The 26,050-nt window shown below is 68.0% G+C and carries 28 protein-coding genes; 6 read left to right on the forward strand and 22 right to left on the reverse strand.

All coding sequences use genetic code 11. The features are described from left to right. Positions 1-3 precede the first annotated feature (3 nt). Genes AC07UK_RS22385 through AC07UK_RS22395 form a run of 3 tightly spaced genes read right to left on the reverse strand, consistent with a single transcriptional unit; the run spans position 4 to position 3,792 of the window. Positions 4-996: a tripartite tricarboxylate transporter substrate binding protein gene (locus AC07UK_RS22385; RefSeq protein WP_436223760.1), complete on the reverse strand. Its 993-nt coding sequence runs from the start codon at positions 994-996 to the stop codon at positions 4-6. 45 nt (positions 997-1,041) lie between these two features. Next, positions 1,042-2,226, reverse strand: a complete 1,185-nt coding sequence (locus tag AC07UK_RS22390; RefSeq protein WP_436223759.1) for an acyl-CoA dehydrogenase family protein — start codon at positions 2,224-2,226, stop codon at positions 1,042-1,044. A gap of 12 nt (positions 2,227-2,238) precedes the next feature. Then, positions 2,239-3,792 (reverse strand): AMP-binding protein, encoded by a 1,554-nt coding sequence (locus AC07UK_RS22395; RefSeq protein ID WP_436223758.1) that lies wholly within the window; start codon positions 3,790-3,792, stop codon positions 2,239-2,241. A gap of 133 nt (positions 3,793-3,925) precedes the next feature. On the opposite strand from AC07UK_RS22395, the gene AC07UK_RS22400 reads away from it, so the two are divergent. Next, the gene (locus AC07UK_RS22400) at positions 3,926-4,819 is read left to right on the forward strand and encodes a LysR family transcriptional regulator (RefSeq protein ID WP_436223757.1); all 894 of its coding nucleotides are present in this window, start codon (positions 3,926-3,928) and stop codon (positions 4,817-4,819) included. Between the two features lie 21 nt (positions 4,820-4,840). Here the strand turns inward: AC07UK_RS22400 and AC07UK_RS22405 are convergent, their stop codons facing one another. The 4 genes from AC07UK_RS22405 to AC07UK_RS22420 all read right to left on the reverse strand — a co-directional run bounded on the left by AC07UK_RS22405 (position 4,841) and on the right by AC07UK_RS22420 (position 9,070). Beyond that, on the reverse strand, positions 4,841-5,845 hold the full coding sequence (locus AC07UK_RS22405; protein WP_436223756.1) for a tripartite tricarboxylate transporter substrate binding protein: 1,005 nt from the start codon (positions 5,843-5,845) through the stop codon (positions 4,841-4,843). 63 nt (positions 5,846-5,908) lie between these two features. After that, positions 5,909-7,075 (reverse strand): acyl-CoA dehydrogenase family protein, encoded by a 1,167-nt coding sequence (locus AC07UK_RS22410; RefSeq protein ID WP_436223755.1) that lies wholly within the window; start codon positions 7,073-7,075, stop codon positions 5,909-5,911. 20 nt (positions 7,076-7,095) lie between these two features. Continuing rightward, positions 7,096-8,286, reverse strand: a complete 1,191-nt coding sequence (locus AC07UK_RS22415; protein WP_436223754.1) for a CaiB/BaiF CoA transferase family protein — start codon at positions 8,284-8,286, stop codon at positions 7,096-7,098. Between the two features lie 13 nt (positions 8,287-8,299). Continuing rightward, on the reverse strand, positions 8,300-9,070 hold the full coding sequence (locus AC07UK_RS22420) for an enoyl-CoA hydratase/isomerase family protein (protein WP_436223753.1): 771 nt from the start codon (positions 9,068-9,070) through the stop codon (positions 8,300-8,302). Positions 9,071-9,177: 107 nt separating this feature from the next. On the opposite strand from AC07UK_RS22420, the gene AC07UK_RS22425 reads away from it, so the two are divergent. Further along, complete coding sequence (locus AC07UK_RS22425) at positions 9,178-10,014, forward strand: IclR family transcriptional regulator (protein WP_436223752.1); 837 nt, start codon at positions 9,178-9,180, stop codon at positions 10,012-10,014. A 6-nt stretch (positions 10,015-10,020) separates the two neighbouring features. Here AC07UK_RS22425 and AC07UK_RS22430 read toward each other — a convergent pair whose 3' ends face one another. The 3 genes from AC07UK_RS22430 to flhC form a co-directional block, all read right to left on the reverse strand. After that, positions 10,021-10,899 carry a lipid A biosynthesis lauroyl acyltransferase gene (locus AC07UK_RS22430; RefSeq protein WP_436223751.1) on the reverse strand — a complete coding sequence of 293 codons (879 nt, stop codon included), beginning with the start codon at positions 10,897-10,899 and terminating at the stop codon, positions 10,021-10,023. 371 nt (positions 10,900-11,270) lie between these two features. After that, entirely contained in the window at positions 11,271-11,648 is a 378-nt protein-coding gene (locus AC07UK_RS22435) for a hypothetical protein (protein ID WP_436223750.1), read from the reverse strand. A gap of 130 nt (positions 11,649-11,778) precedes the next feature. Further along, entirely contained in the window at positions 11,779-12,360 is a 582-nt protein-coding gene (flhC, locus tag AC07UK_RS22440) for a flagellar transcriptional regulator FlhC (protein ID WP_436223749.1), read from the reverse strand. A gap of 392 nt (positions 12,361-12,752) precedes the next feature. Here flhC and AC07UK_RS22445 point away from each other — a divergent pair, with 392 nt between their 5' ends. After that, positions 12,753-12,962, forward strand: coding sequence for a transposase (locus AC07UK_RS22445; RefSeq protein WP_041228585.1), 210 nt, complete (start codon positions 12,753-12,755; stop codon positions 12,960-12,962). Between the two features lie 45 nt (positions 12,963-13,007). On the opposite strand, the gene AC07UK_RS22450 is transcribed toward AC07UK_RS22445, so the two are convergent. The 5 genes from AC07UK_RS22450 to AC07UK_RS22470 form a co-directional block, all read right to left on the reverse strand. Continuing rightward, complete coding sequence (locus AC07UK_RS22450) at positions 13,008-13,499, reverse strand: flavodoxin family protein (RefSeq protein WP_436223748.1); 492 nt, start codon at positions 13,497-13,499, stop codon at positions 13,008-13,010. A gap of 78 nt (positions 13,500-13,577) precedes the next feature. Beyond that, the gene (locus AC07UK_RS22455) at positions 13,578-14,591 is read right to left on the reverse strand and encodes a Bug family tripartite tricarboxylate transporter substrate binding protein (protein ID WP_436223747.1); all 1,014 of its coding nucleotides are present in this window, start codon (positions 14,589-14,591) and stop codon (positions 13,578-13,580) included. A 59-nt stretch (positions 14,592-14,650) separates the two neighbouring features. Then, a complete protein-coding gene (locus AC07UK_RS22460; protein ID WP_436223746.1) occupies positions 14,651-15,631 on the reverse strand; it encodes a Bug family tripartite tricarboxylate transporter substrate binding protein in 981 nt (326 codons plus the stop codon). Beyond that, positions 15,628-16,944: a DUF1254 domain-containing protein gene (locus AC07UK_RS22465; RefSeq protein WP_436223745.1), complete on the reverse strand. Its 1,317-nt coding sequence runs from the start codon at positions 16,942-16,944 to the stop codon at positions 15,628-15,630. The genes AC07UK_RS22460 and AC07UK_RS22465 overlap by 4 nt, the downstream gene beginning before the upstream one ends. Before the next feature lie 11 nt (positions 16,945-16,955). Further along, positions 16,956-18,269, reverse strand: coding sequence for a DUF1254 domain-containing protein (locus AC07UK_RS22470; RefSeq protein ID WP_436223744.1), 1,314 nt, complete (start codon positions 18,267-18,269; stop codon positions 16,956-16,958). Between the two features lie 142 nt (positions 18,270-18,411). Between AC07UK_RS22470 and AC07UK_RS22475 the strand changes: the two genes are divergently transcribed. Further along, entirely contained in the window at positions 18,412-19,149 is a 738-nt protein-coding gene (locus AC07UK_RS22475; RefSeq protein WP_436223743.1) for a GntR family transcriptional regulator, read from the forward strand. Positions 19,150-19,262: 113 nt separating this feature from the next. Further along, complete coding sequence (locus AC07UK_RS22480; RefSeq protein WP_436223742.1) at positions 19,263-19,625, forward strand: DUF2880 domain-containing protein; 363 nt, start codon at positions 19,263-19,265, stop codon at positions 19,623-19,625. 12 nt (positions 19,626-19,637) lie between these two features. Here the strand turns inward: AC07UK_RS22480 and AC07UK_RS22485 are convergent, their stop codons facing one another. The 3 genes from AC07UK_RS22485 to AC07UK_RS22495 are packed head-to-tail and all read right to left on the reverse strand — an operon-like array spanning position 19,638 to position 20,850. Further along, positions 19,638-20,054, reverse strand: a complete 417-nt coding sequence (locus AC07UK_RS22485) for a GFA family protein (protein ID WP_436223741.1) — start codon at positions 20,052-20,054, stop codon at positions 19,638-19,640. Then, positions 20,051-20,533, reverse strand: coding sequence for an SRPBCC family protein (locus tag AC07UK_RS22490; protein WP_436223740.1), 483 nt, complete (start codon positions 20,531-20,533; stop codon positions 20,051-20,053). The genes AC07UK_RS22485 and AC07UK_RS22490 overlap by 4 nt, the downstream gene beginning before the upstream one ends. Further along, positions 20,530-20,850, reverse strand: a complete 321-nt coding sequence (locus AC07UK_RS22495; RefSeq protein WP_114135412.1) for an ArsR/SmtB family transcription factor — start codon at positions 20,848-20,850, stop codon at positions 20,530-20,532. The genes AC07UK_RS22490 and AC07UK_RS22495 overlap by 4 nt, the downstream gene beginning before the upstream one ends. 182 nt (positions 20,851-21,032) lie before the next feature. Between AC07UK_RS22495 and AC07UK_RS22500 the strand changes: the two genes are divergently transcribed. Continuing rightward, positions 21,033-21,515, forward strand: coding sequence for a DUF1579 domain-containing protein (locus AC07UK_RS22500; protein ID WP_436223739.1), 483 nt, complete (start codon positions 21,033-21,035; stop codon positions 21,513-21,515). Here AC07UK_RS22500 and AC07UK_RS22505 read toward each other — a convergent pair. The 4 genes from AC07UK_RS22505 to AC07UK_RS22520 form a co-directional block, all read right to left on the reverse strand. Beyond that, the gene (locus AC07UK_RS22505; protein WP_436223738.1) at positions 21,512-23,773 is read right to left on the reverse strand and encodes a VTT domain-containing protein; all 2,262 of its coding nucleotides are present in this window, start codon (positions 23,771-23,773) and stop codon (positions 21,512-21,514) included. The genes AC07UK_RS22500 and AC07UK_RS22505 overlap by 4 nt on opposite strands. A gap of 206 nt (positions 23,774-23,979) precedes the next feature. After that, a complete protein-coding gene (locus AC07UK_RS22510) occupies positions 23,980-24,318 on the reverse strand; it encodes a hypothetical protein (protein ID WP_228772612.1) in 339 nt (112 codons plus the stop codon). 149 nt (positions 24,319-24,467) lie between these two features. Then, positions 24,468-24,665, reverse strand: coding sequence for a hypothetical protein (locus AC07UK_RS22515; protein ID WP_436223737.1), 198 nt, complete (start codon positions 24,663-24,665; stop codon positions 24,468-24,470). A gap of 228 nt (positions 24,666-24,893) precedes the next feature. Further along, the coding region (locus tag AC07UK_RS22520) for an IS110 family RNA-guided transposase (protein WP_494693890.1) at positions 24,894-26,050 on the reverse strand (1,157 nt) is incomplete at its 5' end.

The raw sequence follows: 26,050 nt of genomic DNA on the forward strand, positions 1-26,050 counted from the left end.
CGCTCAGCCCAGGTCGCCGACCATGCCGATCGACTTCATCAGGTCGCCGTAGCGCGCGTTGTCGCTGGCCACCATGGTGCCGAACTGCGCTGGCGAGGCGCTGCGGCGCAGCTCGCCGGCATTGGCCTTGAGCTGGGCATCGAACACGCCGGCGCTCTGCAGGGCGCCGACGGCGGCGTGCAGCTTCTGCGCCAGTTCGGCCGGGAAGTTGATCGGTGCGAACAGGCCGCTCCAGTTGTCGATGACAAAGCCCGGGGGCAGGGCTTCGGCCATGGTCGGCACGTCCGGGAAGAACGGCGAGCGCGCGGCCGCAGTGACGGCAAGCATCCTGACCTGGTTATTGCGCACGTACTGTGTCGCGGTGCCGAGCACCGGCATGCCGAACTGGGTTTGTCCCGTCAGCATGGAGGTGATGATTTCCGGCGCACCCTTGTAAGGGATATGCACGGCGTCGCAGCCGGTCTGGTGCAGCATGGTTTCCACCGCAAGATGGGCGATGCTGCCCTTGCCGCCGGAGCCGTAGTTGAACTTGCCCGGCGCCTTCTTCATGGCGGCGATCAGTTCGGCAGCGGTCTTGTAGGGGGACGAGACCGGCACCACCAGCGCGGACGGTCCGCCGGACAGGGCGGTGATCGGCGTGAAATCCTGCGCCGGGTCATACGGCATCTTGCGGTACATGTGCACGTTGATCACGTGCGTATTGGCCAGGATGCCCAGCGTATAGCCATCGGGCGCGGCACGGCGCAGCGCGCTGGCGCCGATGATGCCGCCGGCGCCGGGCATGTTCTCGACCACCAGCGGCTGGCCGAGCTTCTTGCCCAGCTCAGCCGACAGCGTGCGGGCGACGTTGTCGGGCGTGCTGCCGGCGATAAACGGAACGATCAGCCGGATCGGGCGGCTGGGGTAGCTGGATGATGCGTTGGCGGCGCGGGCCGGCAGCAGCAGGCTGCCCAGCGCGGCGGCGCCGGCGGTGGCAAGCCAGTTTCGGCGGTTCATGCGTGGTCTCCGTGGTCTTGTCGTATGGTCTTCATGCCGGCGCCGTCAGGCCTTCTGCTGCTGCAGCGGTTCAAGGATAGCGCGCGCAATGGTGTTGCGCTGGATCTCGCTGGTGCCGGTGAAGATGCGGAACATGCGCAGCTTGCGGAAGGTCTGCTCCACCGGGTGGCCGCGCGTGACGCCGACGTTGCCGTGGATCTGCACGGCCTTGTCCGCCACCTCGAAGCAACGCTCCGAGACAAAGAGCTTGCACGCCGCGGCCTTCATGCGCAGGTCGGCGCCGGCATCGGCCAGCGCGGCGGTATGCGTGATCATGCTCTCGCAGGCCCACAGCGCGGCGGCCATGTCGGCCAGCATGTGCTGGATCGCCTGGAAGCGCGCGATCGGCCCGCCGAACTGGCGGCGCTGGCCGGCGTATGCCACCGACGACTCATATGCCTTGGTGGCCAGCCCCAGCATGCTGGGGCAGTGCAGCAGGCGGTTCACGTTGATGCGCGACATGCCCAGCTTGAAGCCGTTGCCTTCGCCGCCAAAGATATTGGCGCGCGGCACGCGCACGTTCTCGAAGCGGATGTCGCCGTCGATATGCTGGCCCGACATCGGCACGTACTCGTTGCTTACCGTCACGCCCGGCAAGTCCAGGTCAACCAGCACCGCGGTGATGGCCGGCGGCGTGGTGGTGGCGTCGGTCACGCACATGACGATGGCAAAGTCGGCGAACGGGGCGCCGCTGATGTAGTGCTTGCCGCCGTTGATGACCAGCTCGTCGCCATCGGCCACGGCCGAAGTCCTGATGCTTTGCGCGTCGGAGCCGGAATGCGTTTCCGTCAGTGCGAAACAGGTTGATTTCTCGCCACGGATCACGGGCTCGAAGTAGCGCTTGAGCTGGTCCGGGGTGGCGTACTTGAGCATATTGCCCACGCGCGGCGGGCCGCCCAGGTCGCCCAGCACGTGCGCGGCCAGGGTGGAGCCGCTGGCGGCCAGGTCGGCCTTGAGCGCGCATTGCTCCTGGATGTTCAGGCCCTTGCCGCCGAGCGATGTCGGCAGGCACGCGGCATAGAAGCCCAGCTCGCTGGAGCGGCGCCAGACATTGCGCAGGGTCTCGCGCGGCCACGGGTCTTCGGAGCCCAGGCCGAGTTCCTGTTCCAGCGGGCGCAGGTCTTCATCGATAAAGCGGCGGATGCCGGCGCGGGTTTCCAGCAGTACGGGATTGGTCAGGTGATCGAACATGGCGGGGCTCCTTCAATTCACGCGGCGCCCGACGCCTTGCCAGTAGCGTTCGCGCACGATCTTGCGGGCCAGCTTGCCGCTGGCGTTCTTGGGCAGTTCGGCGACAAAGTCCACCGAGCGCGGCGACTTGTAGTCGGCAATGCGCTCGCGGCAGTGCGCGATCAGCTGCTGCGCGGTGGCCTCGCGCCCGGGGCGCAGCGTGACCACGGCCTTGACGCTTTCGCCCCAGGTGTCGTCCGGCACGCTGATGACGCAGGCTTCCAGCACGTCGGGGTGCTGGTACAGCGTAGCTTCCACTTCTGTCGGATAGACGTTGAAGCCGCCGGAGATGATCATGTCCTTCTTGCGGTCGACCAGGTACAGGTAGCCGGCCTCGTCCACGCGCGCCATGTCGCCGGTATGCAGCCAGCCATCGAAGACGGTCTCGCGCGTCAGCCCGGGCTCGTTGAAGTAGCCGTGGAACACGTCTTCGCCGCGGATCACCAGTTCGCCGATCTCGTCCACGGCGACCTCCTTGCCTTGCTCGTCGACCACCCGCACTTCGGTCTCGCCCAGGGCGCGGCCGCAGGAGGCCAGGCGCTCAGGGTGGTTGGCAATGGCGTCGGCATGGTCGGCGGTGGACAGGCGCGTCACGCCGGAGGTCGATTCGCTGGCGCCATAGCCCTGCGACAGGATCGGGCCGATGCGCTCCCAGGCCTCGCGGATGCGTGCCGGCGCCATCGGCGCCGCACCGTAGGCCAGGGTCTTCAGGCTGGACAGGTCGGCCTGCGCCAGCGTGGGCTCGGCCAGCAGCATGTTGATCATGGCCGGGACCATGAACACGTGGGTGATGCGCAGCCGCGCCACCTCGGCCAGGAAGTGCGCGGGTTCGAACTTCTCGAACAGCACCAGCGTGGCGCCCTGGTACAGGTAGGGCTGCATCAGCATGCCGGAGGCGTGCGTGACCGGCCCGATCAGCGCCAGCCGGTCGCCGGGGCGGGCCGGGCGGTCCATGCCGGACACCATCTTGCGCAGCGCCGCCATGCGGTTGCCGTAGCTCTGCATGGCAGCCTTGATCTTGCCGGTGGAGCCGGACGAGAAGTGCAGCACGGCCAGGTCGTCGGCGGCAGGGGTGATGTCCGGCGGCGTGGTGCCGGCATTAGCCAGCAGCGCTTCATATTCGACATAGCCCGCCGGTGCATCGCCGATGGCGATAAAGGTCTCGATGCCGCCAAAGCCCGCCGTGGTGCGCGCATAGCCGGTGTAGCCGGGGCCGGCGATCAGCACGCGCGGGGTGCAGTTCTCGACCACGTCGCTGGCCTCGGCCGCGGTGAAGCGCGGGTTGAGCGCCGCCTTGACCAGTCCGGCCTTGTACAGCGCGCACTCCAGTTCGACCAGCTCTGGCCGGTTGCGCGACTGCACCGCGACGCGGTCGCCGGGCTGCAGGCCGAGTGCCAGCAGCGCATTGGCAAGGCGCGTGGAACGTTCGTCCAGCTGGCGATAGGTCACCTCCCGGTCCTGGTAGAGGATGGCGGGCTGGTCGCCCCAGTAGCGCGCGGCGCGGCGCAGGAAATACGCGAAACCCATGCTGTCTCCGTTGATGCTTGATGATCCTGGTGAGCGCTTTTACGTGTGCTCGTGCGCCGTAGTCTGTAAGATGGCAGGCATCACTACAATGACGCGTTGGCTATAAAGTCATAACCATCAGGAATGTGAGGCAATGGAGACGCGGGATATCGAATACATCCTCGCCGTGGCGGCGCACGGCGGCATCGGCCGTGCCGCCGACGCGCTGGGCATCAGCCAGCCGGCGCTGACCAAGGCGGTGCAGCGGGTGGAGACGCAGGCGGGGCTGCCGCTGTTCGAGCGCACCGCCAACGGAATGACCGCCACCTACGCCGGCACGCGCTTCCTGGAGCGGGCACGGCGCATCCAGCTGGAATACGAGGACGGCATCAAGGAGATGCTGGGCATCCGCACCGGCGAGCAGGGCATCCTGCGCGTGGGCTATTCCCCGTCGATCCCGGGCAGCGTGATCCTGGGCGCTTGCCGGCAGCTGGTGCGCGAGCGTCCCGTGGCGCGGCTGCGGCTGCGCCGCAGGCTGGCGCGCGACCTGCTGGACCTGCTTGCGGCGGGGGAACTGGATGTGGCGGTGGCGCCGGCGCCGTTGGCAGCCTCATCGGCCGGCCTGGCGGTACAGCCGCTCTTCGCCGACCGGCTGGTGGTGGTGGCGGACGAGGGCCACGCCTTGCTGCAGCGGCGCAAGCTGCGTCTGGCGGACCTGGCGGACCAGGAATGGCTGCTGCCCGAAGGGCATATCACGCTGCGCCAGCAGGTCGACGCGGCGTTCCGCCAGCGCGGCCTGCCGGAGCCACAGCCGCGCATCGAGATCGACTTTGGCAGCAGTTCGCTGTTTGCGCTGATGCAGGGTACGCAGATGCTGAGCATCGCCAATGAAGGCGGCGATGCCATGCAGCAGGGCCTGCGCGTGCTGCCGCTGGGCGTGGAGGAACTGGACCTGCGCCGGAACATCGGCGTGATCTCGCGCGAGGGCGCCTATCTGTCGCCGCTGGCGCAGCGCCTGACGGTGCTGCTGCGCGAGCACAGCCGCTGAGCCAGCGGCAGGGCCACGCGGTTATTGCAGCGGAATCTTCGCCACCGTTGCCAGCCGCTTCCAGCGCTGGATCTCGTCCTTCTGGTACTGCAGCATCTCGGCCGGCGACGACAGAATCAGCTTGGTCGACTGGCGCGTGTAGTACTCGCGCACATCGGGCGCGTTGCCGGCCTGCGCAAACAGGTCCAGCAGCCGCTTCACCACCGCCGGCGGGGTCTTTGCCGAGACCGCCGCGGCCACCCAGTTGTAGGCCAGGAAGTCAGGCAGGCCGGCTTCGACGATGGAGGGCACGTCCGGCAGCAGCGGCGAGCGCTGCGGCGCGGTGTAGGCCAGCGCGCGGACCTTGCCGCCACGGACCAGTTCGATGGCGCCGGTGGCATCCACCACGGCGAAGTCGACATTGGCCGCCATCACGCCGTTGATGGCATCGCCCGCGCCCTTGTACGGCACGGCGGTGGTCTTGATGCGGGCCAGCTCGTTGAGCCACTCGGAATAGAGCGTGTAGGAGATCGAGCCCGTGCCGTAGTTGAGCGCGCCGGGGCGCTTGCGGGCATCTTCCAGCAGCTCCGTCAGCGTGCGGTAGGGCGAGCTCGCCGGCACGATGATCACGCATGGCCCGCGCGACAGCAGCGTGATCGGCACGAAATCCGTCAACGGGTCATAAGGCAGCTTGCGGAAGGTGGCGGCATTGGTCGACAGCGTGGAATTGCTGCCGATAAAGACGGTGTAGCCGTCGGCCGGCGCGTTCAGCGCGGTCTGCACGCCGATAAAGCCGTTGCCGCCGGGCTTGTTCTCCACCACCACGCCCTGGCCGGTCAGCTCGCCGATCTTCTTGGCGAACATGCGCGCGGTGGTGTCGGTGCCGCTGCCGGAAGGGAAGGGCACGATAAAACGGATCGGGCGGGCAGGAAAGGCGTCGGCGGACTCTGCGGCGGGCGCCGCCAGCGGCGTAGCGGTGCCGATGGCCGCCAGCGCGGCGGCAGCCAGTCCGAGGAAGCGGCGGCGGGAACGGAAAACCTGTTGCATGGTGTCTCCTAAGCGTGGAATGCCCGGCGTGTTCCCGCCGGTGCAAGGGGATAAGCGGGGGGCTTAACGGCGCAGGCCGAGCAGGTCGCGGGCGATGACCCAGCGGTGCACCTCGCTGGGTCCTTCGTAGATGCGCATCAAACGGGTCTCGTTGGCCATCTGCTGCAGCGGCAGCTCCTTGGTCATGCCCATCGCGCCGAAGGTCTGCATGGCGTGGTCGATCACGTCCCAGGCCATCTCGGTGGCGAATACCTTGATCATCGATACCTGCGTGCGGGCCTCGTCGCCGGCGTCGATGCGGCTGGCGGCTTCGTAGGTCATCAGGCGGCAGGCGTGGATGCGCGTGGCGGCGTCGGCCACCCACCACTGGATCGCCTGGCGCTGCGCCAGCGGCGCGCCGAAAGTCTGGCGCTGCGGTGCGTACTCGCAGATCATGTCCAGCGCCCGCTGCGCCCGGCCGATGCACCACGCGGCCATCTGCACGCGGCGCGTGGACAGTCGCGCCTGCATCGGCGCAAAGCCCTGGCCCTCGGTGCCCAGCAGCTGCGAGGCGGGGATGCGGCAGTCTTCCAGCACCACCTCGTAAGTCGATGCGCCGCCGATCATCGGGATGCGGCGCTCCACCCGGAAGCCCGGCGTGCCGCGCTCGACGATAAAGGCCGAGATGCCGCCGCGCGCGCCCCTGGCCTTGTCGGTTACGGCCATGACGATGGTCCAGTCGGCGCGTGCCGCGCGGCTGATCCAGATCTTGCGGCCGTTGAGCACCCATTGGTCGCCGTCGCGTTCGGCGCGCGTGGTCATCATGGCGGGGTCGCCGCCGGCGCCGGGTTCGGAAATGGCGATGGCCGACACGGTCTCGCCGCGCGCGTAAGGGGCAAGGTAGCGCTCGCGCTGGGTCTCGCTGGCGCTCAGCATCAGCATGCGCAGGTTGGGCGAGTCCGGCGGCAGTTCGTAGGGCGTGATGGTCTTGCCCAGTTCTTCGTTGACGCCCACCATCGCCACCGTGGGCAGGTCGGCGCCGCCCATCTCCGTGGGCGCATCCAGGCCCCACAGGCCCAGTTCGCGCGACATCGCGTCAAGCCGCGCGTGCTCTTCCGGCAGCAGCGTCATCTGCCCGCCGGCGGCTTCGCGCGCCAGCACCGCGGGTTCCAGCGGGATCAGCTGCTCGCGCACAAAGCGCGCGACCAGGTCCTTGAGCATCCGGTGTTCTTCGTCCAGTTCAAAGTTCATGCTTGTCTCCTGCTGATTCGTTATCGTTGGCTGGCGCCTTGCGCGAGGCCCAGCTCTTGCAGGACTTCGGCGGTGTGTTCACCCAGCCCCGGCGCATGGCGGCGCAGCGACAGCGGCGTGGCCGAGAAGCGCGCGGCGGGGCGCACTTCGCGCAGCGGGCCTTCGGTGGGGTGCAGCGTTTCCTGGAACAGGCCGACGGCGCGCAGGTGCGGATGGTCGACCAGTGCGTCCAGGCCGTAGATCGGCGTGGCGGGAATGTCGAGCGACTCGAACAACTCCATCCATTCGTCGGTAGCGCGTGCCGGCGTCAGCTCGGCCAGGTGCCCGTACAGCGCGCGGATATTGGCGTTGCGCTGCGCGCGGTCGGCCACCTCGTAGCGCTCGGCCAGGTCGTCGCGGCCCACCGCGCGGAAGAAGGCTTGCCAGTGCCGCTCGGTGTAGGGCAGGGCGCAGATCCAGCCGTCGCGGGTCGGCGCGGGGCGGCGCCCGCCTTGCAGCAGGCGGGCGTAGCCGGCACCGGCCGGCGCGGGCTCGAAGGTCAGGCCGCCCAGGTGCTCGGCCATCACGAACGCGGTCATGGTCTCCAGCATCGGCACCTCCACCGACTGGCCGACGCCATGGCGCTCGCGGTACAGCAGGGCTGCCAGCACCGCGTTGGCCAAGGCCAGCCCGGTGGTCTTGTCGGCGATCAGGCTGGGCACGTACTCGGGGCGATCGCCGGTGGTGGAACCCAGCGCGACCAGCCCGCAGCCGGCCTGGATGATGTCGTCGAAGGCCGGCTTGTCGCGGTGCGGGCCGTCCTGGCCGAAGCCGGTGGCCACGCAGTAGACGATGCGCGGGTTGATGCGCGCCACCTCGGCATAGCCGAAGCCCAGCCGCTCGATCGCGGCTACGCGCATGTTGTGCACCAGCACGTCGGCGCTGGCGATCAGCCCGCGCAGCGCCTCGGCGCCCTCGGGGGTCTTCAGGTCGAGCACGACCGAGCGCTTGTTGCGGTTCAGCGCCAGGTAGATCGAGCTCATGCCGGCGTGTTGCGAGACGCCGTTGGCGCGCATCAGGTCGCCCTCGGGCCCTTCGATCTTGATCACGTCGGCGCCAAAGTCGGCCAGCACCTGCGTGGCCAGTGGCCCGAGCACGACCGCGGTGAGGTCCAGCACGCGGATGCCGTCCAGCGGGCCGGCCGGCGTGGCGCGGGTGTCTTGTTCGCTCATCAGGCCCACTCCTTCAACGGCGCTTGAACACAGGGGCGCGGCGCGCGGCCATGGCGGCGACACCCTCGCGGAAGTCCTCGCTGCGGAACTGTCCGTGCTGGATTGCCAGTTCGCGCTGGTTGATCTCGGCGATGCGGTCGGCCAGCCCTTCGCGCAGCGTGGCGCGCGTGGTTTCCACGGCCAGCGGGGCGGAGGCGGCGATCTCTTGCGCCAGGGCCATGGCGCGGGCATTGACCTGCGCCTTTTCCACCAGTTCGTCGGCCAGGCCGATCTTGACGGCGTCGGTGCCGGTGATGCGCCGGCCGGTGTAGAACAGCAGCGCGGCCTGCTGCTCGCCCACCAGACGCGGCAGCGTCAGGCTCATGCCGAAACCGGGGTGGAAGCCCAGCCGGTTGAAGTTGGCGCTGAAGCGCGCCTCGGCGCAGGTCACGCGGAAGTCCGCCACCAGCGCCAGCCCCATGCCGGCGCCGATGGCGGCGCCTTCCACCGCGGCCACGATCGGCTTGCGGTTGCGGTAGAGCCTCATCGCATGGGCGTAGAAGCCGCCCGGGTCGTTGGCGACCGCGCCCTGGTCGGCGCCGCTGAAGTCGGCGCCGGCGCAGAACGCGCTGACGCCGGACGCCAGCACGATGGCGCGGCAGTTCTCGTCGTCGTCCAGCGCCTGCAGGGTGTCGGCCAGGCGCCGCATGATGTCGGCATCGACAAAATTGTGCGGCGGGCGGGACAGGACGATGCGGGCTACGTGGCCTTCATGGGTGACCTGGATATCGGCGTCGGTTGACATGCGGGCGCTCCTCTGTGGTGGATCGGCTCGGGGCCGGGATGCACACAGTATTCGCGCCGCGCGGCCGTACCGCTATACTGGAATTTCACTAACTGAAATTACTGACGATGCCGGACGCCGTGCTGCCAGAGCCCTCCACCCGCCGCGTCACGCACCAGACCGGCCGCTTTACCCGCGACACCGCGGGCAGCCAGTCGCTGGAGCGCGGGCTGGTGCTGCTGCGGGCCTTCCGTGTTGGCACCACCAGCCTGACCAATGCCGAGCTGGCGGTGCGCACCGGCCTGCCGCGCCCCACCGTCAGCCGGCTGACGCGCTCGCTGGTGGATGCCGGCTTTCTGCGCTATGACGTGAACGAACGCGCCTACCGGCTGGCGCCGGTGGTGCTGAGCCTGGCCGATGCCTTCCACCAGTCCAGCCGCGCGCCGGACATTGCATTGCCGCTGATGCGCAAGGTGGCCGAGTCCGGCAAGGTCAACGTGGGGCTGGCCGTGGGCGACCAGCTGGAGATGGTGTACCTGGCGTCGATCCGGCACAGCCGCGACAGCGTGTCGCGCACGCGGCGCGTGGTGCCGGGAACACGCGTGCCGATGGAGATGACGGCGATCGGGCTGTCATGGCTGGCGGCGCAGCCCGAGGGGGTGAGGGAGGACCTGCTGGCCGGCATCGCCGCGCGCCAGGGCGAGGCCTGGACCGGCATGCGGGCGCAGGTGCTGCGCAGCATTGCGCAGGCGCAGCGGCACGGCTATTGCACCGCGGCCTACCAGCCCGGCCACCTGCTGGCCGTGGGGGCCGCATTCTCCGGGCCGGACCAGCAGCTGTACGGGCTCAATATCAGCTTCCCGTTCAACGAGAGCGAGCGCAGCCGCGACAATGCCCGCTATGCGGCCCAGCTGGCGCGGCTGGTGGCGGACATCCAGGAGGCCTGGCGCCGCGCGGCAGGATAATCGGGCTCAGTACACCGACGGCATGCCTGCGGGCCGGTTCTTGAAGCGCCGGTGGATCCAGTAATACTGCTCCGGCATGGTGGCGATCTGGGTTTCGAGGAAGGCGTTCATGCGGCGCGAATCTTCCTCGACGCTGCCCGAGGGGAACCCTTCCAGCGGGTCGAATATGCGCAGCCGGTAGCCGCGGTAGTCGGGCAGCACCTCGGTGGTAAAGGGCACCACGCGCGCGCCGGTCATGCTGGCCAGGCGCGAGGCCGAGGTCAGCGTGCAGGCCGGCACGCCAAAGAACGGCACGAACACCGAATCGTTGATGCCGAAATCCATGTCCGACGCCAGCATCACCGGGCAGCCGGAGCGCAGCGTGCGCACCACCTGCTTGCCGCTGCCGCTGCGCGGGATCATCTCGGCGCCAAAGCGCCCGCGCTGCGTGCGCGAGATTTGTTCCAGCATCGGGCTGGACATCCTGGTGTACAGCGAGGCCACCGGGTGGCGCATCGAATAGAACATGCAGCCGGCCTCGATGCCGACGAAATGGAAGCCCATGAAGATGGTCGGATGCTCCGCGCACGAGGCCAGGTCGATGCGCGAGTCCAGTTCCACCAGCTTGCCCAGGCGTTCGGCGCTGCCGAACCACTGCACGCCGCGCTCCAGGTAGCTGCGCAGGACGTGGCCGAAGTGGTTTCGTGCCAGCTTGTCGCGCGTGTCTGCATCCATGTCCGGGAAGCACAGGGACAGGTTGGTATGGACAATGCGCCGGCGGCGGCTGGGAATGCGATACAGCAGCTTGCCGATCGCATCGCCCAGGCGTGCGGTGACACCGTACGGCAGGGCGGCGACGAGCTTGAAGACTGCGATGGTGAGCGCGGCCTGGAGCCGGTTTTTCATGAAGATCCTAGGGAGCGGCAGCGGCGGCTGGGGCAATGGCCCCGGGCAGGCGGCTGCGCGGCAATAATTCGGACGGTGTGCCGGCTGAGAGGGGCGGCATGAGTGCGCTGTGCGTCGCTGCGCAAGCGGTCTCCGAAGAGCGCACTGTAGCACGATGGCCGCTGCCCGGCGATGACGGTTACTACCAGTAGCAAACAGGGCGAGATTATTGCAGCGCCTGGGAGATTCCGCGGAAATGCCCTGGCTGGGGCAGGGCATTTCAGGCTGTGCCGGGTGCGATCCGGAGAAAGGAAAATGGCGCTGAATAATTCGCGCAGGCGGCGTCGCCAGGCCTGCAATAATGACCGGCGGGATTATCGGGCAGGCATTGCTCAGGGCTTTTTCAGCTCGCCCAGATAGTAATTGACCTCGGCAAGCAGGGCGCGGTGGAATTCCGCCGGCAGGACATGGTCGTCGGTCAGCGACATCAACTGGTTGATGCGCTGGCGGAAGCGCTGCTCGGCGCTGGCGCGCGCCGCTGGCGGCAGGCCCGTGGTCAGCGAGCACAGCAGTTCGCGCATCACCAGCAGGCGCGCACCGTACTGGATCATGGCATCGCCCTGTGTCTTGAGGTTTTGCGCCAACTGTTCCGGCATCGTCTTGCCCGGCTCGACAGGCGCGGCCGGCGCGGGAGCTTCGGCGGCGTTATGGTCATGGTTGTCGGGCGCGGCCGCGCCGGTCTTTTTTCCAAGCATAGTGATCCTGAACATGGGCGAGGCTCCCTGATACAAGCGGGGCCGGCCTGAAACGCCGGCGGCCTGGATGGCAGAAGCACTCATCATGGAAGCCTGCCGTGCACCGGACTGTGCGGCGGCAGACACTGGGACGCCTTGCGCGGCGTCAGCCGGCCAGCGCCGCCGGCGCGGGTTTGCGGCACTTGCCTGCGCGCGCCGGCGGCAGGCATAGCCCGCAGACGTAGCGGTGGCGCGCATCGTCGGCCTGCACGACATACTCACCCCGGCAGTCCCTGCAGCGCGCCAGCCGCAGCATGCCGCGCTCATAGAAGCGCACCAGCGTCCAGGCGCGGGTAAAGCTCAGCTGCGAGGCCTCGCCGGTGGCGCACAGCTGTTCGCGGTACATGCGGTAGCTGGACAAGACCGCGCGGATCCCGTCCAGGCTGCCGCGGCTGGTCATGAAGCGGTAGGCGCCAAGCAGCATCGAGGCATGGGCATTCGGGCGCCAGGAGACAAACCAGTCCGTGGAGAACGGCAGCATGCCCTTGGGCGGCGACACCCCGCACAGCTCCTTGTACAGCCGGATCAGCCGCACGCGTGGCAGCGACACTTCGGATTCCAGCACCTGCAGGCGGGCGCCCAGGCCAATCATTTCAATTGCCAGGCGGATCTGCTCCACATCCTGCAGCAGGCTCTTGCCGGGAAGCGCGGGCCTGGCGCGCGGAACCGGGCCCGGTGAGCCGGCCACAGCCGTGCCGGCGATATCGTGTACATCCGTGGGTCTCCTCCTGGAGATATATCGGAATGGGCGCGGGCAAAGTGCCGGTTGCTGATCCGGCTTGCCCGGGCCTGTCACCGATAATCATGACCCGGCGTGTCATCGTGCGCGGCACGGTTTCCCGCGGGTCCGGGGCTCAGGTTTCTCGTAGTCGAGGAGGATTTTTGGATCGATCGGGGAGTTATAACCATGACATGCATCAACAATCATATTTCCGCGATTATTGTGTGTCATGTACGGCGCCTGGATTTGACCGTCCCTACCCTGGTGTAGGAGAAGTGCCCGCACGCTATCGGACTGACGCCGATTTCATTGGCAGGCCGATGGACTACGCTGCAAGAACACCAACGACGGAGCGACCCATGGCTGCGAACTTCCTGATCAGGCAGACGGCGCAAGGCTGGGAACTGACGGTCGAAAGTGCCCGCAAGGGCCTGGTGCACTGCGAGGATCGCGAAATCGCCGTCAATATCGGTATGGCTGCGGCCAGGCGGCGTGGCGTCGCGCTGATCGTGCAGGAGGAAGAGGGCGGCAACGACACATCGCGCGGCATCTCACCACTTGCTGCCTGAACGGGCCCGCCCCGCCCCGTAGCGCCGGACGGCCCCTGCGTGCCATCAGAACACCCCAAGACCCAACCCCGCCGCCAACCCCTCACCCAGCTCCGCGCAACGCGCCAGGTCCCCGGCTTCGATCTGCTTGGGCGCAAGGATGCGCTCAGGCGTCTGCGCATGCGTACAGACGATCAGCCCCGGCGCCACGCCGTTGAGCCGCCAGCCGGTGGCGATGCGGTCGATCTGGCGCAGCGCATTCTCGCCATCGCTGCCGGCGCAGATCATGGTGGCGTAGGGGCGGCCGTTGATGCGGTCCAGCGCGGCGTAATAGCAGCGGTCGAAGAAGTCCTTCATCATCCCTGCCATGGCGGCCAGGTTCTCCGGCGTGGCGAAGAGATAGCCGTCGGCGGCAAGGACATCGTCCGGGCCGGTCTCGGCAGCAGTCTTGAGCACGACTGTGACGCCGGGCTGCTGGCGGGCCGCGTCAGCGGCGGCCTCGGCCATCTGCCGGGTGCCTCCGGTCATGGTGTGATAGACGATCAGCAGCGTTTTCATGCGTGCGTGTTCACGGGATGCCTGTTGCCGACGACTGTAGCATGCAGTCGCCGGCACGACCGGTTCACGCTGCGGCTGTCAATCCAGCGTCACCCCGGTATCCGCAGTCAGCTTCAGCACCACCGGCAAGTACGCCTTGTACGCCGCCTCCGCCTGTGCCGGCGTATTGCCGAGCGGTTCCGCGCCCATGTCCACGATGCGCCGCTGCATGTCGGCGCTGGCGACCAGGCTGGCGGTCTCGCGGCCCAGGCGGTCGATGATGTCCTGCGGCGTCTTCGCGGGCGCCATCAGCGTGATCGGGCCGGTCAGCCTGAACGGTTCGTCGGCGTAGCCGGCCTCGGCGAAGGTTGGCACGTCTGGCAGACCCTGTGCGCGTCGCGTGCCGGTGACCGCGAGGGGCCGCAGCTTGCCGGTGGCGAAGTGTTGCTTGAGCGCGGTCACGGAGCCCACCGTCACGTTGACCTGGCCGGCCAGCAGGTCGGTCACCATCGGCCCTTCGCCGCGGTAGGGCACGTGCAGCATGTCCGCCTGGTATTGCCTGGCAAGGTAGGTCTGGATGGTATGCGGCTGCGTGCCCGGGCCCCACGACCCCATGCGCAGCTTGCCGGGCGATGCCTTGGCATAGGCCAGCAGTTCGGCAACGGTCCTGGCCGGCACGCTGCTGTTGACCGCCAGCACGGTGCGCGCGGTGGCGATGTCGGAGATCGGGCGCAGTTCGGTGCGCGGATCGTAGGGCAGCTTCTTGTACAGCGCCAGGTTGGACGTGATCGGGCCGGGAATGGTCATCAGCAGCGTATAGCCGTCAGGCGCCGACTTGGCGACGTAGTCGGTGCCGATGATGCCGCCGGCGCCGCCCTTGTTCTCGACCACCACCGTCTTGCCGAGCTGGCGCGACAGGCCATCGCCGATGGTGCGCGCCAGCGTGTCGGTCAACCCGCCCGGCGGGTAGGCGACGATCAGGTGGATGGGCTTGGCCGGGTAGGCGCCCTGTGCGCCGGCCGGGGCGGGCGCGGCGGCCAGGGCCAGCACGGTGAGCAGGGGCAGGGCGGCTTGCAGTAGCGGGCCGCGCAGCAGGGGGGCAGCGGTCATCATAATGGCGTTGTCTCCTTGGGATCGATTGTCACGTGTTGCCCTACGTCGAAGGGGAGGTCTCACTCCAGCTTGATGCCGCGCGCCTTGATCAGCTTGCCCCATTTGCCGATCTCCTGGTCGATGAAGGCGGAAAACGCGCTGCCCGGCTCGGGCTGCGGCTCAAGCCCCAGCCCCAGCAGCTTCTTGCGGATCTCGGCATCGGCCAGCACGGCCGATGCCTCGCGGTTCAAGCGCTCGGAGACGGCGGGCGGCGTGCCGGCCGGCGCGACCAGGCCGAACCAGCCGTAGCCGACCATGCCCGGGTAACCCTGCTCGGCAAAGGTGGGCGCATCCGGATAGACCGGCGAACGCTGTTCCGAGGCCACTGCCAGCACGCGCAGCTTGCCGGCCTTGATAAAGGGCAGCGCCGAGGTGATGGCGGTCAGGGTGGCGTCCGCGCGGCCGGCCAGCAGTTCGGTATAGGCGGTGGCGTCGCCGCGGTAGTGGACATTCAGCAGCTTGAACTTGCCGACCTGCCCGAACAGTTCGGCGGTCAGGTGCGGGCCGGAGCCTGCGCCCGGGGAGGCCAGCGTCACGCCATCCGGCTTGTCCCGGGCCATGCGCACGAAGTCGGACACGGTGCGAGCCGGCGAGCTGGCGTTGACGATCAAAAAGACCGGGCCCAGCACGCGCGGCCCCACTGGCACGAAGTCCTTGCGGACGTCGTAGCGCTGGGCGATGCCAGCCGCGGTATTGATGGCGAAGGGCGCGGCGGCCCACAGCAGCGTGTAGCCGTCCGGCGCGGCATGGGCCACCTGCTCGGTGGCCAGGCGCGTGCCTGCGCCAGGCTTGTTCTCCACCACCAGCTGCTGGCCAAGCTTGTGGCCAAGTGCCTCGGCAAGGATGCGGGCAGAGATGTCATTGGAGCCGCCAGCGCCATATGGCGACACCAGCTTGACCGGTCGCGACGGATACGTTTGCGCCTGCGCGGGGCTGGCCAGGCACAGCATCGCCAGGCCGGCCGTCAGCACGGCCCGGGCGAAGATTGAGGTCCGATTCATGATGGCTCCTTCATGCGGCGGATGGGTGGATAGCTGAAGCCGCGTTCCAGGTGCGTGATGCCGGGCACGTAGAGGCGCAACGCTACATAGAACGGCTCCGCGGGTGCCGGCAGCCAGTTACCGGCCAGGGCGTTCTCCGAAGGGGGTTGCGCGCCCAGCACGATGCGCAGGCTGCCATCGGGCGCCGAGCGCAGGGCCGGCGAGCGGTCGCCCAGCGAGTAGCGCTGCAGGGGGTTCTCGACCAGCATGCAGTCCGATTTACGGTACATGGTCAGCGACCAGAATGCGCCCACCTGGGGTAGTCCTTGCCGGGGAAACATCAGTTCATACTGGTGCGTGCCGTCCAGCGGCAAGCCGTCGCCATCGCAATCGGCCATCAGGTACATGGCTTCCTCAACGCCTAGCGCACCGATGTAGTTGCGCGCCACTTCGGCGCGCAGAGCGTAGTGGGTGCCGAACGAGGTGCGGATTTCCACCGGCAGGAACCAGCCGCCGCCCAGCGCGGAGGCCCTGGGCGCGGCCAGTTCCGCGTCGACCTGCGTCAGCGCGGTGGCCAGCGCCGCGCGCTGTGCCCCGGTCAGCGGCGCAATGCTGCCGATGCCGGCCGGAACAAAGCTGCGGACCAGTTCCGCTTCGGCCGCGGGTGGCGGGTTCTCGCGCAGCATGCGGGTGACGACGGCGGCGTAGCGGTCGGGATCGACTGGCCGCTCGCCGGCTTGCATGCCCGCATCGAATACGGTTGCTGCGCTGGTGCCGTCTGGCCGGCGTAGGCGGATACCGTCCTGCAGGGCATGTGCACCCGGCAAATCGGCTTCGCCATCGGCCAGGATGCGGCCGATGATCCAGACCGCGTTGGTGGGGCAGGGCAGCGGCGTTGCACCGGCCGGCACCTCGCCGCGCCAGGCTGGCCCATGCAGAAGCCACGTGCCGCCTTGCGTGCCGGTGGTGCGGGTGCCGATATAGCCGAACGGGTTGGTGTAGGCGTCGAGCAGGCCGAGCACGTAGTAGCGGCCGCGGCAGTCGGGCACATCTAGCAGCAGCGGGCCGTTGGACAGGTCGAGCCACGCATTGGTGTAGAGCGTGTCGTTGTTCGGGGTCACGACCTGCCGGTGTTGCGGCCCGAGCAGCGTGCGCACGTGCGTGACCGTGTTGATCCAGCGCAGCGTGGAGTCGGGCCCGTCGCCGGCAAAGACCCCGGCGCCATCGCGCCGCGGGCAGGTGGCGGCGCGCATGCGCGCCATCTCGTACAGTGGCAGCGTGTAGCGCACCGCGTCGCACGCCAGCGCGCCGAGCTGGTTGTCGTGGGGTTCCATGGCGTGCTCCATCAGGCGACGCGCCGCAAGGGCGGGATCACGTAGTCGCCGGCCATGAAGCCATCGGTCGGGTGGTAGAGCCGCAGGATCAGGTAGAACGGGCCGTCCGGTGCCGGCAGCCAGTTGTCCTGCGCCTGCGTGGGGCGCTGGTGCGAGATGGTCAGCGTGAGGCCACCGTCGGCATCGTATTGCAGCCCGGGGCTGCGGTCGCCCAGCGCATAGCGCCCGATGGCGTTGTCGGTGAAGAAGCGGTCGGCGCCGTAGAGCGAGACCGACCAGAACGCCTGCGCCGGCGGCAGGTGTCCCGCCGGGAAGTGCAGGGCGTAGGCGTGGCGGCCGTGCAGCAGTTCGCCGTCGGCGTCGTAGTCGGCAACGGCATAGACGGCCTCGTCGGCGCGCAGTGCGCCCAGGCCCTTCATCGCGGTAACCGCGCGCTGCATCCAGTCGTCGCCATATCGGCCCAGCAGCAGGCTGTAGGTCCAGCTCTTGCGTGCATGGCTGCGGGTGTTGGCCTCGATCAGGGCCATGCCTTCGTGCCAGGCGCGGACCAGGCCCCGTTGCACCGCAGGCCGCAGCGCGCCCACATCGACGGCGTCGCCGGCGCGGATGCCGCATTTGCGCAGCAACGACAGCAGGCCCGCGGCAGAAGGCTCGGCAGGATACTCGCGCAGGGCGTTGAAGATGTTGGCGAAGAAGTCCAGCGCGGGCTCGCCGCCTTCCTGCCACTCGCGCACGCAGGCGGGCTGCATCCTGGTGCCGCCGGACAGGTGGAAGCCGTTCTCGAAGGCGCTCGCCGCCGGCAGGTCGTCGGCACCGGTCACCAGCACGCGGCCCAGCAGCCAGACCAGTGACGTGGGGCAGCGCACCACGTGGTCGCCTTCGGCCTGCTGTCCGGGGCCGGCCAGCACGATGTCGGCGCCGGCCGCGGGCACATTGCGCGGGCCCAGGTTCTCGAAGTTGTTGGTCCAGGCGTCCAGCAGCTCCACCACGTAATAGCGGCTGGCGTCCGGCAGTGCGGGCACGTGCAGCGTGACCGGGCCGTCGCCCAGGTTGACCCAGGCGCAGAAGTAGAGCAGGTCGTTGGCCGGGGTGACGACGTCGCGGTCCTTGTGCGTCCACTGGTGCGTGCTGGCCGACAGCACGTTGACGGGGGCACGGCCGTAGCCCGTGGCCTGCGCTACGCAGGTCTGCAGCCGGCAGGTGCGCAGGCTTTCAAACAGCGGATAGGTGGCAAGCACCAGCGGCAGCGCCGCTGCGGCGGTGAGGGCTTCCTGGGGCGTGTCGATGGGTGCGCCGGCAAGGAAGGGCGCAGCAGGCTGGTTCATGGCGTTTGTCTCCGTATGCGTGCGCCATAACGTGTGGAACGGCGCCGCGAATCTTGTCATTGGTGTGTCGGAGCATGTTGTCATAACATGTTATGATGAGTCAATGTTGTTATGATAAGTGGACGCCCGCATCGAACATGACGTGAACACCATCAATCTCGTGACAACAAGTTCCCTGCCTCGCTTCAAGCAGATCGAAGGCGCGCTGCGCCAGCGCATAGTCAACAATGAATGGACTCCGGGCATCAAGCTGCCGTCCGAGTCTGAGCTGATGGCTGAATTCGGCGTCAGCCGCATCACCGTGCGCCAGTCGCTGGCATCGCTGCTTGCCGAAGGGCTGATCGAGACGGTGCACGGCAAGGGCAGCTTTGTCAGCCGTCCGGCGGGGCAGGCGGACCTGGGGCCGTTGACTGGCTTTTTCGACTACATGCGCGCGCGCGGGCATGAAGCGCACGGCAAGCTGCTGTCGACGCGTCTGATTGCGGCGCCGGCCATCGCCACCGATGCGCTGCGCCTGCCACCGGGAACAAAGCTGCTGTGCGTGACCATGCTCAAGTCAGTGGCCGGCGCCCCGGTGGCGGTGGGCATTACGATGGCGCCGGAACCCCTGATGCGCGCGATCCTGGAGCACGACCTTGAACGTCACGATGCACTGATGATCGTGGAAGCCCGCCTGGGTTATCGCCTCAAGTACCTGCACACGGAGAGCGCGGCAATCCCTGCCAATGCCGAAACCGCGCGCCGCCTCAAGGTGGCGCCGGGCGAGCCGCTGCTGCGCATCCGTTTCACGCCGCACGACATCGACGACAAGCCGCTGGCTTTCTCCGAATTCATGTTTCGTGGCGACAAGTTCACCTACAAGGCCTGCGTGCGGCGCTAGCGCTGCCTGGCAGTGGCGCCAGGGGAACTTTTGTGCCCATGCCGTGGCCTGAACGGCATCGGCGCCGGCGTTAGAATGTGGCGTCCAGTTCTGCCACAGCCCAGGAGTTCAAGATGCTTTCGCCGCTTTTTCCGCGTTTCCTGTCCACCGCGCTGGTAATGGCGTTGTCGGTCACGTGCGCGTCGGCGGCGCTGGCTGCCGGGCAAGATGACGCACCAAAGCCGCGCGGCAAGGACGAGGCCCCGGAGGCCCCGGTCGCCTGCAGGAAGGCGGTCAAGGCAGCGCTGCCCAATCCCGCCAGCTTCAAGTGGATCGGCGGCAAGACCCGCAAGGTGGCCGAAGACGCCTACAGCGTGGTGGCCGACGTCGAATACCTGGCGCAGGACGGCGCCGTGCGCAAGGCCAAGGTCCAGTGCGACGTGCTGCGCGCCCCGGGCAACCAGTTCGTGGTGCCCAAGGTCAGGCTGCCGCAATAGGGCCTGACGGTCCTAGCCGGCCGGCATCCGCTCGAATGCCTGCAGTGAAGGATCGATGGCGTCCCACGCCGGCGCGCGGGCGCTGTAGGTGAGGACCTGCGGCATGAAGCGGTCCGGGTCGTCCAGGCTGCCCGCGTGGACCGCGATCAGCTCCGGCATCGCGGCAAAGCGCAGGAAGACCGGCGTGCCGCAGACCGGGCAAAAGGCGTGGACCTTCACGTTGCCGCTGTCGCCCGCGACCTCCCAGTGCGTGGCTTCACCAGTGATGGTCATCTCGGCGCGCGCGGGAAAGGTCAGGTAGGAGCCGTGCCCGGTGCCGCTGCGCCGCTGGCAGTCGCGGCACTGGCAGTGGTTCTGGAAGACGGGCGCGTGCCTGGTTGCGTAGCGGATCGCGCCGCACGCGCATCCGCCGGTGTAGGGCTGGGTCATGAGCAACTCCCGGTTCGGGCTGCCTTCGGCTTGGCGAAGACGTCGATGGCCTGCCCTGTTTCCAGCAGGGACTTCAGGCTGGAAAGAACGATCGGCCAGCCCTGCCTGATGCCCTTGTCCATCCCGCTGCCGGCCTCGAGTTCGTCGTGGGTGACGGTCAGCCGCACCATCTCCTCGTACGCCTCGATGTCGAAACTCACGCGGCTGTAGCTGGCCGGATCGGCGGCCTGCGAGGGGTTCGCCCACGTGATGACCAGGCGCGTCGGCGGCGCGGCCTCGACTACCTTGCCGACCACCTGGACCGTGCGCTGCTCGTTGGCGCGCACGTGCTCCCAGGCCGATCCGGGCTTCCAGTCGGAGACGTTCTCGTGGCCCCAGTAGCGCCGCGCGATCTCCGGTTTCGTGATGGCCTCGAACACCTTTTCCGGCGTCGAGCGGATGTAGGTCACATAAACGAAGCTGGTCTTCTCCTGGCTCATTGCTGATCTCCTTCGAGTTCGTTCTTCAGGTCGTGCAGCAGGCTGAGCCGCTGACGTTCGAATTTCCGCACCCAGCGCTCGTAGACCTCGTGCAGCGGCACCGGGTTGATGAAATGCAGCTTCTCCCGGCCACGCCGGACGGTGCTCACCAGATTGGCCGCCTCGAGGATCCCGATGTGCTGGGTGGCCGATTGCCGCGCCATGTCCAGGTGCTCGCAGAGCTCGCCCAGCGTCTGCCCGTTCCTCTCGCACAGCAGGTCGAGCAGCTTTCTGCGTGTCGGGTCACCCAGCGCCTTGAAAACCTTGTCAGCGTCCATCCCATCCGTTGTGTTTGTGCGTGAGGGGAGTATATGCAGGCAAATACCTGCATGTCAATCAGCGCGTCAGGCCAACGCAGCACAGCCAATTACAGGCAAAAGTGGACACTGTCCATTTCATTTGCTAGGCTATGTGTACGGCATCCACAAGCATCTGTGGCTGCAACCCAAGGAGACCGCGAATGAAGACCGAAGCGCAGAAGGAGCACCGCTGGCTGCAACGGCTGGTGGGCAACTGGATCACCGAAGGCGAGGCATCGATGGGACCGGACCAGCCGGTGCAGAAGTGGGAGATCCCCGAGCGCGTGAGCAGCGTCGGCGACGTCTGGGTCCAGTGCGTGACGCAGGGCGACATGCCCGGCTGCGGCCTGTCCACCACGGTCATGACGCTCGGCTACGACCCCGCCCGCAAGCATTTCGTGGGGACCTTCATCGGCTCGATGATGACCCACCTGTGGATCTATGAAGGCGAGCTCGACGCCGGCGGCCAGCAACTGACGCTGCGTGCCGAGGGGCCCGATTGTTCCGGCAATGGCCGCATGGCCCAGTACCGCGACGTGATCACCTTCACTGACGACGACCACCGCACGCTGACGTCCTACATGCTGGGCGAGAACGGCGAGTGGGCCCAGTTCATAAACGCCAGCTATCGCCGCCAGCGTTAAGCCTGGCGGCGCAGTGCCGCCAGCCGTGCCAGCCGCCCGCGGGGGCCGGGCGGATCGTCTTGCGGGCGCGCGGCGCCGCCCTCGGCACGGCGCCGGCGCCGGCGGCGCAGCACCAGCAGCAGCGATGCCGGCACCAGTAGCACCAGTGCCAGCAAGGCGAACGTGAACAGGCCCGGATCGCGCGCAGCGGCGGCGACGCGGTTCACCAGGCAGGCAGCCACCATAATGCCGGGCAGCATGCCCAGCGCGGTGCCGAGCAGGCAGTCGCGCAGGCTGATGCGCGATGCACCGATCACCAGGTTGACCAGCGCGAACGGTGCAATCGGCACCAGCCGCAGCACCACCATTGCCACCACCCCGTGCTTGCCCAGCTGGTGGCTGACCCGGTTCAGCCGCCTGCCGCCAAAGCGGCGCACGGCATTGCGCCCCAGCAAGCGGCCGGCCAGGTAGCCCGCGCCGGTGCTCAGCACGGTGCCGCACAGCGCCAGCGCGGCGCCATAGAGCGGGCCGAATATGACCACGGTTACCAGGATCAGCAGCGTCACCGGCAGCATCGTCACCGCGCCGGCCAGGTAGACGCCCATCATCGCCAGCGGTGCCAGTGGCATGTCGTCCAACTGCTCGACCACGCCGAGCAGCGCGCGGAAGTCCGCCCATTCGCGCAGCGGCGTATGGCGCCACGCAAACGCCAGCCCCGCCAGCAGCAGCGCCAGCGCCACCATCATCCCGACGCGCCCGAGCACGCGCGGGCGTGCCTCATGACTGACGAACTCGGCCAGCACCTGGTCGCTGTCGATCGGCTCGATCGGGTCCAGCAGGTTGGCCGCCGGCGAGGCGGCATCGACATCGTCCGGCAACGGCGGCTCGTAGGCTTCCAGCGAGCGTCCGTCCGCGCGCTGCAGTTTGCGGATGGCCGCAAGCACGCTGCGGGTGGCGGCGACCTCGGCCTGGAAGGTTTCGGGTGCCACATTCAGGTGCTCGCCCAGCAGCCGTGCGCGCATGGCGGCAATGGCCGCCTGCACGCGCGGGTCGCCGCCCGACACCACCACGATATTGCACTCGGTATCCAGCCCCAGCGAGCGGTTGCTGAGGTTGGACGAGCCGATGGTGATGAGGTCGTCGTCGATCACCGTGACCTTGCTGTGCACGTTGACGCATTCGGGCATCAGCCCCGGAATCGACGGGCAGTACAGGCAGAAGCGTTCCTGCGTGTCGGCTGCGCGCAGGCGGCGGTACAGGCGCGCGCGCAGCACGCCCATGCTGTGCGCTTCGAGCCAGCCGCTCTCGTTGCGTCGCGACACCAGCACGATATCGGGGCCGTCCTCGTGCCCCAGCCGTGCCTCCAGCGCCTTGGCGATCTCGTGCGAACTGAAGTACTGGTTCTCCATGTAGATGCTGTGCCGGGCGGAGGCGATAGCATCGCGCAGCAGCATGCGGATCTCGCTGACACCGGGCTCGTCCTCGCACATGGGCATGGTGCGGGCGATGGCGACGCGCACGTCGGTCAGCTCCGGCGCCAGGCCTGGCGGCCACGGGTCTGACGAGGTGGCCTCAACCGGGCGCGGCTGGCTGCCGCTGGCGCGCAGCCAGCGCGCCGCGCACAGGGTGCCCAGCGCCGCCGCGGCGGGGCCGTCGAGCGCGCACTGCACGTCATGGAAGGGCGGGTAGGGCTTGCCTTCGGCCACGCGCAGCGGCGCGACGGGGGCATGGCAGCTGTCGTCCCAGCGGCGCAGCGTCAGGTCCAGCCCGCCGACAAAGGCGAGCTTGTTGTCGATGACGACCACCTTCTGGTGGTGCGAGGCGCCGGGGGGATGGTTGCCGTCAAGCCGGAACGACAGGTGCCGGTGCGCCTGCCAGTGCGCGCTGGCGGACGGCAGCCACTCGCGCTCCATCGCCATCACCATGGCGTAGTCCCAGCTCAGGATGTAGATGCGCAGTTCGGGGCGCTGGTCCGCCAGCGCGCACAGGAAGTCTCGCAGGCCCGCCGGCAGGCCGTCCTGCGCGCCCTGCGGCACCAGTTCCATGCGGCTGTCGATATCCCAGCCCAGGATGAAGATGGTGTGCTCGGCTCGCGGCAGCGCTTCGCGCAGCGCGCGGAAGTAGGCGTCGGCGTCGACCAGCATGGCAAAGCGCTGGCAGGACTCGACGCGCCAGCAATTGCGCCCCGGCTCCGGCGTAAAGCCGAGCGGGGCCTGGCAATCATGCGGAGGGCCAGTGGCGGGGGGCGCGGTGGTGCCGGGCGGGTTGTGTTGCCTCATGTCGCACGCTTCGGGGAGATTCAGCCAGAAGCGTCGCGCAAGTTCCGTACCGGCGCGGCACGTGGGCTGCCCCAGGCGTGCAGGCGGCGCCCCAGGGGGTAAAGGCAAGCCTTGGCCGGTTCAGGCGCGTGTGCGCTTTACCTGCCTTTGTAAGAACGGCATGCCGGCGAGGGCGAGTCGGAAGACCCCGCTATGCGGCGAAGACGCTACGACGGATGGCTGCGCCGCAGCGTGGTAGGGCGGGCAATGCCCCAGACATCCAGCAGCGGCTCGAAATGCGGCTTGCTTTCGCGCGGTGCCGGCGCCACGCGCCGCGGCGGCGGCAAGGGCCGGCCGGTCAGCACTAGCGGGGTATCGGCCTCGGCCGGCGATTCAGGCTCGCCGGCGTAGGCGACCACGCCCATCTGGCGGGCGGACTTCAGCGCACGCGTCAGTTCCGCGGCGTTCAGGCGGCTGGCGGCGGCAAGCTGGTGCCGGGGCATGGGCCCCTTGGCACGCAAGCTGGAAATCAACGCCATCACGCATTCCCGGGTGGTTCGATTCATTTCGCTGCGTCAGGAAAAGGGTTGCAGCGGTGGGCTCGCCAATCGAGCCTGCCGCGTACGGTACCCATTCTTTCGCAGGGGTCATATCCTTGCCAACCGGATATGACACTTGTTCACATTTCCGAGCGCAGAGAGGAATCTTCCTTAATCTAATGCCGCGTTTCCGGGTCGCCGGCCGGAAATCTGCGATCCGCGCCGTCAAGCGGAGTCAGCATCGTGCCATGCCGGCGCCACTTGCGCGCGTGCCTGGCATGGACGTCTTCGGCAAGCTCGTGCAGTTCGGCAACCCTGGCGTCGATCGGGTCGGGATAGATGTCCAGCGGGCGGTACCTGAGGAACAGGCGCATGGGGGTCTCGGTTGGTTCTGGATAATGGCGTGCTGCCTTGATTCCAGTATCGGTGACGGACCCGTAGCTTTCACGAACGGAGGCGTAACACATTGATTCCACTCAATGTGTTACCCGCAATGGACTGTTGTGGCCCGCGTTGGCCGCGGGCCCAAGGATGCAGGGGGTGGGGCCGGCCGTTGACGGTGGCCGGGGGCTCATGAGAAACCAAACTGAAGGCGGCTGGATTCACGCGGCGACCTCCACGGGATGGATCTGGAAGCCGAGCGCGGCGGCGCGGCGTTTGAGCGCGGCAATACTGCGCTGGCGCTGCTGCTCCTCATAGTGCTGCTGGCCCTGGTCGACGAAGGCTTCGCCACGGGTCAGCATGAAGTAGACCATGCGCGCGAGTTTATGGGCGACAGCGGTATTGGCGCGCGGTTTGTCCATGCGGGCGCACAGCCGGCGGTAGAACGCGCCGAGTGCGGAGTCGCTGTGGGCTAGGCTCATCGCCGCCATCTTCAACGCCTGACGCGCACGGTTGGCTGATCGTTTGGTGGTCGAGGACAGCACCTTGCCGCCGCTGATCTTGGTGCCCGGACATAGCCCCAGCCACGAACAGAAGTGCTTGACGCTGGCGAATCGACTGAGATCCGGGCCAATCTCCGACAGCAGCTTCATCACCGCCGTCACCCCTAGCCCGTCGATGCGCGTGAGGTCCACGCCGGCCCAGTTGGCTAGCGCCTGGCGTACGTCGAACTCTAAGCGCGCCTTGGCACTGGCCCTGGGGGCTTTGCCGAGATCGACGCAAGACGCGCTGCGCTCGGCCAGCAACGTTCGTAGCTTCGCGTCGCACTCGAGCAGATGCCTGGCGATGTCGTCGTACATGGCCAGTGCCTGGCCCAGCACGAACAGGTGCTCCTCGCGCCAGTTGCCCGTCAAGGCCTTGGTGATCTGCTCGGCGCTGGCCTTGATGCGGCTGTGGCGGTGCCGGGCCAATACCTTGGGGTCGCGCTCGCCGGCGACGATGGCGCGGATGATGGCCTGGCCGGTCTGCCCCATGACGTCGCTGAGCACCTCGGTGAGCTGGAGGTTCATCTGCACCAGCGCTTTCTGCATGCGCTGCACCCAACTGGCCTGCTCGATGAGCAACACCTCGCGCTGACGGGCTACGGCCCGCACCACACAGACGTCGCCATTGGGGCGCCAGGCCGCGCGCAGCAGCCCCAGGCTCATCAGCCTCTGCAGCCACTGGCAGTCCTGCACGTCGCTCTTGCGCCCGGGTACGTACTTGAGCTGCCGCGTATCGACCAGCCACACCGTCAGGCCATGCTGTTCCAGCACCTCGTAGACGGGGATCCAGTACACCCCGGTGGACTCCAGTGCTACCGTGTCCACCCCCAAGG

This window comes from Cupriavidus sp. GW821-FHT07C08 (assembly GCF_059419025.1).

Coding starts and splice junctions, on each gene's coding strand:
- AC07UK_RS22470 (WP_436223744.1), bottom strand. CDS start 18,269: ATGAACCAGCCTGCTGCGCCCTTCCTTGCCGGCGCACCCATCGACACG.
- AC07UK_RS22420 (WP_436223753.1), bottom strand. CDS start 9,070: ATGTCAACCGACGCCGATATCCAGGTCACCCATGAAGGCCACGTAGCC.
- AC07UK_RS22455 (WP_436223747.1), bottom strand. CDS start 14,591: ATGATGACCGCTGCCCCCCTGCTGCGCGGCCCGCTACTGCAAGCCGCC.
- AC07UK_RS22425 (WP_436223752.1), top strand. CDS start 9,178: ATGCCGGACGCCGTGCTGCCAGAGCCCTCCACCCGCCGCGTCACGCAC.
- AC07UK_RS22495 (WP_114135412.1), bottom strand. CDS start 20,850: ATGGACGCTGACAAGGTTTTCAAGGCGCTGGGTGACCCGACACGCAGA.
- AC07UK_RS22415 (WP_436223754.1), bottom strand. CDS start 8,286: ATGAGCGAACAAGACACCCGCGCCACGCCGGCCGGCCCGCTGGACGGC.
- AC07UK_RS22410 (WP_436223755.1), bottom strand. CDS start 7,075: ATGAACTTTGAACTGGACGAAGAACACCGGATGCTCAAGGACCTGGTC.
- AC07UK_RS22385 (WP_436223760.1), bottom strand. CDS start 996: ATGAACCGCCGAAACTGGCTTGCCACCGCCGGCGCCGCCGCGCTGGGC.
- AC07UK_RS22485 (WP_436223741.1), bottom strand. CDS start 20,054: ATGACCCAGCCCTACACCGGCGGATGCGCGTGCGGCGCGATCCGCTAC.
- AC07UK_RS22510 (WP_228772612.1), bottom strand. CDS start 24,318: ATGAATCGAACCACCCGGGAATGCGTGATGGCGTTGATTTCCAGCTTG.
- AC07UK_RS22500 (WP_436223739.1), top strand. CDS start 21,033: ATGAAGACCGAAGCGCAGAAGGAGCACCGCTGGCTGCAACGGCTGGTG.
- AC07UK_RS22460 (WP_436223746.1), bottom strand. CDS start 15,631: ATGAATCGGACCTCAATCTTCGCCCGGGCCGTGCTGACGGCCGGCCTG.
- AC07UK_RS22490 (WP_436223740.1), bottom strand. CDS start 20,533: ATGAGCCAGGAGAAGACCAGCTTCGTTTATGTGACCTACATCCGCTCG.
- AC07UK_RS22445 (WP_041228585.1), top strand. CDS start 12,753: ATGGCTGCGAACTTCCTGATCAGGCAGACGGCGCAAGGCTGGGAACTG.
- AC07UK_RS22480 (WP_436223742.1), top strand. CDS start 19,263: ATGCTTTCGCCGCTTTTTCCGCGTTTCCTGTCCACCGCGCTGGTAATG.
- AC07UK_RS22505 (WP_436223738.1), bottom strand. CDS start 23,773: ATGAGGCAACACAACCCGCCCGGCACCACCGCGCCCCCCGCCACTGGC.
- AC07UK_RS22395 (WP_436223758.1), bottom strand. CDS start 3,792: ATGGGTTTCGCGTATTTCCTGCGCCGCGCCGCGCGCTACTGGGGCGAC.
- AC07UK_RS22450 (WP_436223748.1), bottom strand. CDS start 13,499: ATGAAAACGCTGCTGATCGTCTATCACACCATGACCGGAGGCACCCGG.
- AC07UK_RS22435 (WP_436223750.1), bottom strand. CDS start 11,648: ATGTTCAGGATCACTATGCTTGGAAAAAAGACCGGCGCGGCCGCGCCC.
- AC07UK_RS22465 (WP_436223745.1), bottom strand. CDS start 16,944: ATGGAACCCCACGACAACCAGCTCGGCGCGCTGGCGTGCGACGCGGTG.
- AC07UK_RS22405 (WP_436223756.1), bottom strand. CDS start 5,845: ATGCAACAGGTTTTCCGTTCCCGCCGCCGCTTCCTCGGACTGGCTGCC.
- AC07UK_RS22400 (WP_436223757.1), top strand. CDS start 3,926: ATGGAGACGCGGGATATCGAATACATCCTCGCCGTGGCGGCGCACGGC.
- AC07UK_RS22430 (WP_436223751.1), bottom strand. CDS start 10,899: ATGAAAAACCGGCTCCAGGCCGCGCTCACCATCGCAGTCTTCAAGCTC.
- AC07UK_RS22515 (WP_436223737.1), bottom strand. CDS start 24,665: ATGCGCCTGTTCCTCAGGTACCGCCCGCTGGACATCTATCCCGACCCG.
- AC07UK_RS22390 (WP_436223759.1), bottom strand. CDS start 2,226: ATGTTCGATCACCTGACCAATCCCGTACTGCTGGAAACCCGCGCCGGC.